Annotated in this window: 11 protein-coding genes; 5 read left to right on the top strand and 6 right to left on the bottom strand. The window is 71.1% G+C overall.

Annotated elements, in window-relative coordinates:
- Positions 1 to 917, top strand: a 917-nt coding sequence (gene nadE / locus VB737_RS03865) for an NAD(+) synthase (RefSeq protein ID WP_500311287.1), incomplete at its 5' end; no start/stop codon positions are given.
- 43 nt (positions 918 to 960) lie between these two features.
- Positions 961 to 2,109, top strand: a complete 1,149-nt coding sequence (gene ald / locus VB737_RS03860) for an alanine dehydrogenase (protein ID WP_500311285.1) — start codon at positions 961 to 963, stop codon at positions 2,107 to 2,109.
- Between the two features lie 21 nt (positions 2,110 to 2,130).
- Here the strand turns inward: ald and VB737_RS03855 are convergent, their stop codons facing one another.
- Both VB737_RS03855 and VB737_RS03850 read right to left on the bottom strand, forming a co-directional pair.
- A complete protein-coding gene (locus VB737_RS03855; RefSeq protein ID WP_500311283.1) occupies positions 2,131 to 2,871 on the bottom strand; it encodes a class I SAM-dependent methyltransferase in 741 nt (246 codons plus the stop codon).
- A 224-nt stretch (positions 2,872 to 3,095) separates the two neighbouring features.
- Positions 3,096 to 3,869, bottom strand: coding sequence for a DUF7544 domain-containing protein (locus tag VB737_RS03850; RefSeq protein ID WP_500311281.1), 774 nt, complete (start codon positions 3,867 to 3,869; stop codon positions 3,096 to 3,098).
- Between the two features lie 219 nt (positions 3,870 to 4,088).
- Here VB737_RS03850 and VB737_RS03845 point away from each other — a divergent pair, with 219 nt between their 5' ends.
- Complete coding sequence (locus tag VB737_RS03845; RefSeq protein WP_500311279.1) at positions 4,089 to 5,591, top strand: adenylate/guanylate cyclase domain-containing protein; 1,503 nt, start codon at positions 4,089 to 4,091, stop codon at positions 5,589 to 5,591.
- Between the two features lie 81 nt (positions 5,592 to 5,672).
- Here VB737_RS03845 and VB737_RS03840 read toward each other — a convergent pair whose 3' ends face one another.
- The gene (locus VB737_RS03840; protein ID WP_500311277.1) at positions 5,673 to 6,266 is read right to left on the bottom strand and encodes a TetR/AcrR family transcriptional regulator; all 594 of its coding nucleotides are present in this window, start codon (positions 6,264 to 6,266) and stop codon (positions 5,673 to 5,675) included.
- Positions 6,267 to 6,388: 122 nt separating this feature from the next.
- Here VB737_RS03840 and VB737_RS03835 point away from each other — a divergent pair, with 122 nt between their 5' ends.
- Positions 6,389 to 6,994, top strand: a complete 606-nt coding sequence (locus VB737_RS03835) for a glutathione S-transferase family protein (protein WP_500311275.1) — start codon at positions 6,389 to 6,391, stop codon at positions 6,992 to 6,994.
- A gap of 15 nt (positions 6,995 to 7,009) precedes the next feature.
- Entirely contained in the window at positions 7,010 to 7,534 is a 525-nt protein-coding gene (locus VB737_RS03830; RefSeq protein ID WP_500311274.1) for a pyridoxamine 5'-phosphate oxidase family protein, read from the top strand.
- On the opposite strand, the gene VB737_RS03825 is transcribed toward VB737_RS03830, so the two are convergent.
- The 3 genes from VB737_RS03825 to VB737_RS03815 form a co-directional block, all read right to left on the bottom strand.
- Entirely contained in the window at positions 7,529 to 7,909 is a 381-nt protein-coding gene (locus tag VB737_RS03825) for a cupin domain-containing protein (protein ID WP_500311272.1), read from the bottom strand. The genes VB737_RS03830 and VB737_RS03825 overlap by 6 nt on opposite strands.
- Complete coding sequence (locus VB737_RS03820; protein WP_500311270.1) at positions 7,906 to 8,520, bottom strand: alpha/beta fold hydrolase; 615 nt, start codon at positions 8,518 to 8,520, stop codon at positions 7,906 to 7,908. Before VB737_RS03820 ends, VB737_RS03825 begins: the two co-directional genes overlap by 4 nt.
- Positions 8,517 to 9,371: SDR family NAD(P)-dependent oxidoreductase (locus tag VB737_RS03815; RefSeq protein WP_500311268.1), on the bottom strand; the 855-nt coding region annotated here is incomplete at its 5' end. The genes VB737_RS03815 and VB737_RS03820, both read right to left, overlap by 4 nt.

Genomic DNA, 9,371 nt, shown 5'->3' with positions numbered 1-9,371 from the left:
ACGCGGAAGACCCCGCCCCCGCCCCGGTGGCGCCGCCGCCGGACCCCTGGGAACAGCTGCTGCGGGTGCTGGTGCTGGGGGTGAGGGACTACGCCGCCAAGTGCGGCTTCCAGCGGGCCCTGCTGGGGCTGAGCGGCGGCATCGATTCGGCCCTGGTGGCGGTGATCGCCGCCGCGGCCCTCGGCCCCGCCCGGGTGGAGGTGCTGCGCATGCCCTCCCCCTTCAGCTCGGCCGGCTCCCTCGACGACGCCGAGGGACTGGCCCGGCGGCTCGGGCTGGCCACCGCCACCCTGCCGATCGCACCGCTGATGGAGGCCTTCGCCGCCGCCCTTCCGCCCGCCCTGGGGGCGCCCCCGGCCGGGGTCACCGAGGAGAACCTGCAGTCCCGCATCCGCGGCACGCTGCTGATGGCGGTGGCCAACCAGAAGGGGGGCCTGCTGCTCTCCACCGGCAACAAGTCGGAGCTGGCGGTGGGCTACTGCACCCTCTACGGCGACATGAACGGCGGACTCTCGGTGATCGGCGATCTCTACAAGACCACCGTCTTCGGCCTCTCTGAGTGGCTGGATGGCGAGGCCTCCGGCCCCTGCCGGGCGGCCCTTGGCCTGCCGGCCGACGGCGAACTGATCGGCGCGGCGATCCGCAGCAAGCCCCCCAGCGCCGAGCTGCGCCCCGACCAGCGCGACAGCGATTCCCTGCCCGACTACGGGGTGCTCGACCCCCTGTTGAAGGCCTCGATCGAGGAGCTGCGCACCCCGGAGGAGCTGGTGGCGGAGGGGGCCGATCCTGCCCTGGTGGCCCGGGTGGCCGGCCTGCTGCGGCGGGCCGAGTTCAAGCGGCGCCAGGCGGCTCCGGTGCTCAAGGTGAGCGACCGGGCCTTCGGCACCGGCTGGCGGATGCCCATCGCCTCGGCCTAGGGTTTGCCGACGATCGCCTCCGGGCGGCAATCCTTCCTGCCCCATGCCAGCTCCCGGCCCGGCACCCCTGGCCTCCCCGATGGCGAGCATCGGTGTGCCCACGGAGATCAAGCGCGACGAACAGCGGGTGGCCCTCACCCCCGACGGCGTCCATGAACTGGTGTCCCAGGGCATGGAGGTGCGCGTCCAGGAGGGGGCGGGCCTGGGGGCCGGCATCAGCGACGACGACTACCGCGCCTCCGGGGCCCGCATCGTCAGCTGCGAGGAGGCCTGGGCCGCCCACCTGGTGGTGAAGGTGAAGGAACCGCAGCCACAGGAATTCGCCTTCCTGCGCAGCGACCTGGTGCTGTTCACCTACCTCCACCTGGCGGCCTACCCCGAGGTGGGCAAGGCCCTGCTGGAGGCGGGAACCACGGCGGTGGCCTACGAGACGGTGCAGCTGGAGGACGGCAGCCTGCCGCTGCTGGCCCCGATGAGCGAGGTGGCCGGACGGCTGGCGGCCCAGGTGGGGGCACACCTGCTGGAGAAGCCCCACGGGGGGCGGGGCGTGCTGATGGGCGGTTGCACCGGCGTGCGGCCGGCGCGGGTGGTGGTGCTGGGGGCCGGCACCGTGGGCTGGAACGCGGCCCGCATCGCCGCGGCCATGGATGCGGAGGTGTTCCTGCTGGATCGCTCGCCCCACCGCCTGCGGGGCCTGGAATCCGACCGCCGCGGCCGCATGACCAGCCTGGTGAGCAGCCGCAGCCTGATCGAGCGGCTGGTGCCGGGGGCCGACCTGCTGATCGGGGCCGTGCTCCTGCCCGGCGGCCGCGCCCCCACCCTGGTGAGCGAGGAGCTGGTGCAGCGCATGCGACCCGGCTCGGTGATCGTCGATGTGGCCATCGACCAAGGGGGCTGCATCGCCACCAGCCGCGAAACCACCCACACCGATCCGGTGGTCACCATCCACGGGGTGCAGCACTACGCCGTGGGCAACATGCCCGGCGCCGTGCCCTTCACCTCCACCGAGGCGCTGGTGAGCGTCACGCTCCCCTACATCCTGGTGATGGCGGGGCGGGGCCTGCTTGAGGCGGTCACCGACCGGCCCGAACTGCTCAGCGGTCTGAACACCGTCGATGGCGCCGTGTGCCACCCGGGGGTGGCCAAGGCCCTGGGGGTGGCGCCCCGCCACCCGATGGCCTGCCTGCGCTGAGCCGGCGGCTCCGGCGTCGGTTCAGAGGGTGGCGCGGAAGATCACCGAGGCGGGCTGGCCACTGAGGGGATCGATCGGCTCGCGCAGCTCGCGGATGGTCAGGCCATGGCGCTGGAACAGCCCCACCCAGGATTCCAGCGTCCGGAAGAACCAGGGCGCCGGCGTGCGGAAGGCCGGGGAGAAGCCCGACCAGGAGCCCTCCCGCCAGCCGCCCTCGTAGGGATGCTCGGCGCAGACCAGCATCGGGTGCAGCGTCTGGACGATCAGGCTGCCTTCGGGGGCCAGCAGGGCCGGCAGCGCCGCGAACAGCTCGTCGAGGCTGCTCTCACCGAGCAGGGAGAAGTTGGCCACCACCACGTCGAAGTGCTCCTTCAGGCCGCCGGCACCGATCTGCTGGTGGGAGAGCGTCTGGAAGCGGGCCCCGTCCGGGGCACCGTCCGCGGCGACGGCGGTGAGCTCGGCCACCGCATCGGTGCCGAGCACCGCCATGCCCTGGCGGGCGCAGTGGTGGGCCAGCCAGCCCTCGCCGCAACCCAGGTCCAGCAGGGTGGACGGCGCGCAGTCGCCGATCGCCTCCAGGATCGCCCCGTTGGTCACCCGCACGCGGCTGGGGATCTCGCCGCGGCGGACGACCCGGGTCCAGGTGGCGGCATTGACGACCCAGGAGGCCAGGATCTGTTGCTCCATCAAGGTCGGCGACGCTGTCGGCGACGGTGTCGGGACGGCGGAGGCCTCATCGCCGGGGTCAGGGGGAAGCAGCATGGACGCGTGAGAGGAGACGCGGGACGGACGGGCTGGAGGGCTGGGAAAGCGGAAGCGGCGGCAATGCTCAGTCAGCCGAGGGTGGCGTTCGCCGGCATCCTCGATGACCTTGAGAGTAATAATCACTACGCCCGAATCCGGCCGCATCCCCCAGGGTTCCAGTCGCCGATCCGGCTCCCGGCCTCGGGACCCTTTGAGACGCCTGGCTCAGTGTGACGCCTGGCTCAGGCCGCCGGCTCCGCCAGCAGGCCGGTGAGATCCTCGCTGCCGAACACCTGGCGGTAGGCGGCCGTGCTGGTGCACAGCACCACGGGCACGGCCACCAGCAGCCCGACGAAGCAGGCCAGCAGGCCCACCAGCACGATGGCGAATTCCACCAGGGCCAGCAGCAGCACCGAGCCCCACTGGGGATCGAGCAGGGTGCGGCCCCGGGTGATGGAGTCGATCGGTCCGCGGCCCTCCAGCAGGGCGATCTGGGCCAGGAACTTCTGGTTCACCGCCAGGTAGATCAGCACCGTGAAGGCCGCCAGGAACGGCAGCACGGCCAGGATCTGGTTGATCTGGGCGGCGCCGACCCCCACCAGGGCCGCCACGATCAGGATCGCGATCATCAGGATTCCCAGCACCAGGCCGTTGCGGAACAGCCGCCAGCTGGCCCCTCCATCCCAGCGGGTGAAGGTGCCCAGGGCCGGCTTGCCGCCGGAGAGGGCGCTCCAGGCGCCGCGGATCAGGCCCGTGGTGCTCCACAGGCTCACCAGCACGCTCAGGATCGAGCCCACCAGCAGCCGGACCAGCTGAACTGTCGTCACCACGGCGGCTTCGTCGGGGTCCACCTGGCCCTGGATCAACGAGCAGACGCTGCTGAGCACCCCCGCCAGCAGGGTGAAGCCGATGAACACCCAGGGGGCCCGGGCGAAGGCCTGCCAGCCCTGCTTCACGGCCTCGATCACCTTCAGGGAGGATCCGCCGCTGGAATCCGGCATCAGAGAGTCGGCCATGGCTCGGGGGGAGTTGCCGGGAGATTAGGCAGCGTCCGACCAGCGGCCACCCCATCGGTGCGAAGCGTTGCATGAGGGTCCCACGCTGGCCTCGGGGCGTCAGCAACGCGGCAGCAACGAGGCCCGGCATCGTCAGGGGGAGCAGGGGATTCCACGCGGTCGCGCTGGAGCCGGATGGCCGGTGTCACGATGACCCGGGCACCCCTGACCATCTGAACCATGGCGCGTGCGGTTGTGCAGGTCCTGTCCTTGGCACGGTCGCGGCTGTCCCGGCGGGTCGCCTTCTGGATCTTCCTCAACTTCCTCGTGGTGGAGGCGGTGGTGCTCATTCCCTCGGTGCTGCGCCAGGCCGAGCGCCTGGGGGAGCAGCTGGCCGCCGTCACGAACGCGAAGGTGGAATGGCTGGTGGCCAACAACCAGGCGGGCTCGTCCAAGGAACTGCTGGACGCCGTGCGCCGGCTGCAGGGGCCGACGATGGTGCGGGCCATTGAAGGGGCGGCGCTCTACCGGGACTCCAGCGGTGAGCTGCTGGGCAGGTTCGGTGTGGTCCCGGAGTTCTCCCCGGCGCCGTCCGGGCCGGAGGGGCCCACCGGACGGTGGTTTCCTCTGAGCGGTGCCTATGACGCCGCCTGGGGGCCCGCCAGCCTGCAGGGCGACCATCGGCTCGTGATCCGCCATGCCGACGACAGTCTCCTTGAGGGGTTGCGGGGCTACATCGTCAACATCGCCCTGATCGTGCTGGGCATCGCGGCCTTCCTCACCCTGATCACCATGCTGGTGGTCCACCGGCTGGTGATCGGCCCGATCCTTGCTCTGCGTGATCGGCTCGATCGGGCCGGAGAGGCCCTGGGTCAGGGTGGGTCCCCGGATCCGGAGCGCCTCCTGCTGCCCCCAGGACGGCGGGATGAAGTGGGGGAGGTGGAAGCGGCCTTCAACCAATCCTTCCTGCGAACCTCGGCGGAGATGCAGCGGCGGGTGGCGGCCGAGCGCAGCGCCAAGATCGAGCGCGACCGGGCCGAAAGCCTGCTGCTGAACATCCTGCCGGCGCCGATCGCCGAGGAGATGAAACGGGGCCGGCAGGTCATTGCCGAATCCCACGAGGATGTGAGTGTGCTGTTCGCCGACATCGTCAGTTTCACCGAGTTGTCGTCACGCCTGTCGTGCCACGCCCTGGTGGATCTGCTCAACCGGGTGTTCACGGCCTTCGATCAGCTCAGTGATCAGCACGGCCTGGAGAAGATCAAGACCATCGGCGATAACTACATGGTGGTGGGTGGTGTGCCGTCCTCCTCGGCGCATCACGCGGAAGCGATCGCCGCGATGGCGCTCGACATGCAGGCGTGGGTCGCCGGCTTCCGATCACCGGCGGTCGGGCCGCTGGCCCTGCGCATCGGCATCCACAGCGGCCCGGTGGTGGCGGGGGTGATCGGCCGCAGGAAGTTCATCTACGACCTCTGGGGCGAAACGGTGAACATCGCCAGCCGGATGGAAACCCATGGTCTGCCGGGCCGGATCCATGTGAGCGGAACCATGGCCCGGAGACTGCAGGAGCGCTACTGCCTGGAGGAGCGGGGACAGATGCCGATCAAGGGAGTCGGTGCGATGACCACCTACTGGTTGCACGACCAGGGACTTCAGCGCAGAGGGGAGGATCTGCCGTTGGAAGATCCGCAGTCGCGCCCACGGACTCCGCCCAACCCGGACAGTGGCCAGCCCGCCTGAGCGGCACCGTTGGCCGCCCCGGCGAGGACGCGACCGCAACGCGTTCTCCTCAGCGAACGGTTCCGGTGAAGTCCCGACGGTCTAGGTCGTGGCTTCGGCTGCCCCCAGCAGGGTCACGACCGCCTGGCGGGCATCGCTTGCCGCCTGGGGATTCCGTTGCAGGAAGGCCATCATCAGCGCGCCTTCGAACAGCAGCTGCAGCTGACGGGCCAGACCCTCCGGGTCACCGGCGCCGACGTCGCGGCAGAGGCCTTCCAGCAGGCGGCGGCAGCGCTCCTTGAAGCCGAGGGCCACTTGCCGCGGCAGATCGTCCGCAGCGGGGTACTCGCTGGCGGCCTTGAGGAACAGGCACCCATGAAACCCCGGCGATCGAACCGCTGCCTCGAGCCAGTCGAAAACAGCCAGGAGGCGCTCCCTGGGGGGCGCCGGCGCCGCGGCGATCCGCTGGGCGAGGGATGCGGCGATGGTCTCGGCACGGCGCTCGAGCACGGCGGCGATCAGCTCCTCCTTGGAACCGAAGTGCTTGTAGAGGGTCATCTTGGCCACGCCGGCCCGGGCCAGCACGGTGTCGATGCCCACGGCCCTGTAGCCCTGCCGGGCGAAGAGCGCTTCGGCGGCATCGAGCAGCGCCTCCCGCTTGCTGGAGGACCTGACGGTGGCACCGCTTCCGGACATGGCTCCCGATGAGCAGCACCCACCCTATCCAAATAGACAGACCGGTCTGCTACCGTTGCTTTCAGACAGACCTGTCTGTGCGGACGCAGGCCGGTCCCGTCCCTCCGCTTTGCCCTGGTCCCATGCGCAAGCTCCACGGCCACGAACTCTCCGGCAACAGCTACAAGGTGCGCCTGCTCCTGGAACTGCTCGGCCTCGACTACGACTGGGTCCGCGTTGATCTGATGGCCGGCGAGCACAAGGGGGAGGCGTTCCTCGCCCTCAACCCCTTCGGCCAGGTGCCCGTGCTCCAGGAGGACGGCATCACCCTTTCCGACGCCCAGGCGATCCTCTTCCACCTGGCGGCCCGCCAGGGGGATGGCCAGTGGCTGCCCGCCGATCCCCTCGGCCAGGCCCGGGTGGTGCGCTGGCTCTCCACCGCCGCCGGTGAGGTGCGCCAGGGGCCGGAAAGTGCCCGGCTGCACCATCTGTTCGGCGTCAAGGCGATTCCGATCGAGCGGGCCACCGAGAAGGCCGGCTTCATTCTTGAGCAGCTGGAGTGGCACCTGACCCACCGGCAGTGGCTGGAACTGGAGCGGCCCACCATCGCCGACATCGCCGTCTTCCCCTACGTGGCCCTGGCCCCGGACGGCGGCATCGATCTGGCCCCCTATCCCCACGTGCGCGCCTGGATCGGGCGGATCCAGGCGTTGCCGGGCTACGTGCCCATGCAGGGCCTGGAGGCCTGAACGGAGACCCCACCCATGACCCAGCACTACCTGCACCGCCATCTCACCCCCGCCGTTCTCGAGACCCAGCTTCAGGCCTATGGAGATAGCCAGAGCAGTCCCCCGGCCCCCGACCCCGACCGGCTCGGCGCCCGGGAGATCGACTTCATCCACGCCCGCGACAGCTTCTACATGGCCAGCCTCACCGAGGCGGGGGCGCCCTACATCCAGCACCGCGGCGGGCCGGTGGGGTTCCTGCGGGTGCTCGACGAGCACCGCCTGGGATTCGCCGATTACGCCGGCAATCGCCAGCTGCTCAGCGCCGGGCACCTGCGCCGCGATCCGCGGGTGGCCCTGTTCCTGATGGATTACCCCGCCCGGCGCCGCCTCAAGATCGATGGGGAGGCCGAGGTGCTGTCCCTCGATGCCGATCCGTCCCTGACGGCGGCGCTGGCAGATGGGGCGGCAGGCGTGGTGGAGCGCCTCCTCCGCATCCGGGTGGAGGCTTTCGACTGGAACTGCCCGCAGTTCATCACGCCCCGGTTCACCCCGGTGTCATGACGGCCCTTCCCCACCCCGCTGGGGGAAGGACACATCCAGCACCAGGCAGCCCGCCCCATCGGTGCGGAAGGGGCCATGCACCTCCCCCGGCGGGCGGCTGGCGTAGTGCCCACTCTCCAGCCACAGCCCGAAGGCGCCATCGAAGAGGCGCCCGCTGACAAGGAAGATCTCCTCGGGGAAGGGGTGGGCCTTGCCGCCGAAGGCGGCGGTGTCGGCCCCAGGCAGGAAGCGGGTGAGGCGGGTGATCTCCCCGGTGGGCGGATCCTCACTGAGCACCAGCTCCTGCACCTGCCCTTCCAGCCCCTCCAGCCAGCGCCAGCGATGGGCCTGCTCCGGCGCCAGTGGATTCCAGTACGTGCTGGTGGTCTTGCTCATGGTGGGGTGAGGTGGGCGTCGACCAGCGGCGCCAGCTGCCCGGCGTGCTCCCGGCCGAGATCATGGTCGCCCCCGCTGATCACGTGCAGACGGGCATCGGGCAACAGCATGGCCAGGCGCTCCCCCACGGTGAACGGGCTGAAGGGGTCGGCATCGCCCCAGAGCAGCAGGGTGGGTGCCGCCACCTCCGCCAAGTGCCCGGTGAGGTCCGTCGTTTCGGTGGCGAACCAGTCGGGGAGATGGGACAGGCTGGTGCGGAAGCTGGCCCGCCAGTCGGCGGCCCCCAGCGCCGCCATCGGCAGGCCGCCGGAGGTGGCGCACAGCACCAGGTGCGTCACCCACCGGGGCCGGGCCAGGGCGGCCCGCAGCGCCAGGACCCCACCCATCGACTGGGCGACCAGGGCGCAGGGGCGATCCAGCGGCTCCAGCACCAGGTCCAGCAGATCCGCGAAGCCCTCCACCCCCGGCCGGGGCGGGATGCCGCCGAAGCCGGGCCAGCCCAGGTGCCGCCGCTCGGCGGGGCAGGCCAGCCGCTGCTCCAGGGGACACCAGAAGGAGGTGTCGCCCGAGGCGCCGGGGAGGAACAGCAGCCGCTCGGGCCGGCCGCTCACGGCCGCTCTGCCCCCACGCCCACCAGGGCCGCACTCGCCTCCCAGAGCCGGCGGGCCAGATCCATGTTCTGGCCTTCGCTGCTGGTGGCGGTGGCCTCGAACACATGCCGTCCTGGAGCCGTGACGCGGTTGGCGCGGTAGGTGAAGCCGTTGTCGGCGTAGGCGTCATCGACGGCCAGGGCGGCCAGCAGCGCCCCGGCGTTCTCGACGCTCTCGGTCAGGCGCAGCAGCGTGCGGGCCGCCAGGGCGAACAGCCGCTGGCCCAGCTCATTCGTCTGGCGGCTGTAGCGCCAGAAGCCGCCCTCGCTGGTGGGCGGGATCACCAGCCCCGGGCTCCAGGCGATCACCGGAGCGGGCGTGCCCTGCGCCTCCAGCCGCCGGGCGAATTCCCGGGCGAACAGCACGTTGCAGAGCTTGCTGTCCTTGTAGGCCTTGTCGGCACTGAATGGACCCGAGCCGTCCACCATCGTGGTGCCCTGGCCCGGCCGCAGGCCCGCCAGCGCACCGAGCCCCGCCGGGGCCCCCACCTTGCCCCCCGCGGTGGTGGGGTCGTGCACCTCGCTGGCGGTGACCACCAGCCGCGGCGCCGGCCCCGCCGCCAGCAGGGGCCGCAGCTGATGGGCCAGCAGAAAGTGGCCCAGGTGGTTCACCCCGAAGCTGAGCTCATGGCCCTGGGCCGAGCGGCGCGGTTCGCTGGCACCGGCGTACTGGAGGCCGGCATTGAGCACGAGCGTCTCGATGGGGGTCCCCCGGGCCAGCAGGGCGGCGGCACAGGAACGCACGCTCTCCAGATCCGCCAGGTCGCAGACTTCGGCAACGGGCGGCAGGCCGGTGCCGGCCCGCTCCAGCAC

The sequence above is a fragment of the Synechococcus sp. BA-120 BA3 genome, from assembly GCF_034931285.1.
Taxonomy (GTDB): domain Bacteria; phylum Cyanobacteriota; class Cyanobacteriia; order PCC-6307; family Cyanobiaceae; genus Cyanobium.
This window is presented reverse-complemented; position numbering and strand designations above follow the sequence as displayed.

Coding starts and splice junctions, on each gene's coding strand:
- VB737_RS03835 (WP_500311275.1), top strand. CDS start 6,389: ATGCGCAAGCTCCACGGCCACGAACTCTCCGGCAACAGCTACAAGGTG.
- VB737_RS03840 (WP_500311277.1), bottom strand. CDS start 6,266: ATGTCCGGAAGCGGTGCCACCGTCAGGTCCTCCAGCAAGCGGGAGGCG.
- VB737_RS03825 (WP_500311272.1), bottom strand. CDS start 7,909: ATGAGCAAGACCACCAGCACGTACTGGAATCCACTGGCGCCGGAGCAG.
- VB737_RS03855 (WP_500311283.1), bottom strand. CDS start 2,871: ATGCTGCTTCCCCCTGACCCCGGCGATGAGGCCTCCGCCGTCCCGACA.
- VB737_RS03830 (WP_500311274.1), top strand. CDS start 7,010: ATGACCCAGCACTACCTGCACCGCCATCTCACCCCCGCCGTTCTCGAG.
- VB737_RS03850 (WP_500311281.1), bottom strand. CDS start 3,869: ATGGCCGACTCTCTGATGCCGGATTCCAGCGGCGGATCCTCCCTGAAG.
- VB737_RS03845 (WP_500311279.1), top strand. CDS start 4,089: ATGGCGCGTGCGGTTGTGCAGGTCCTGTCCTTGGCACGGTCGCGGCTG.
- ald (WP_500311285.1), top strand. CDS start 961: ATGCCAGCTCCCGGCCCGGCACCCCTGGCCTCCCCGATGGCGAGCATC.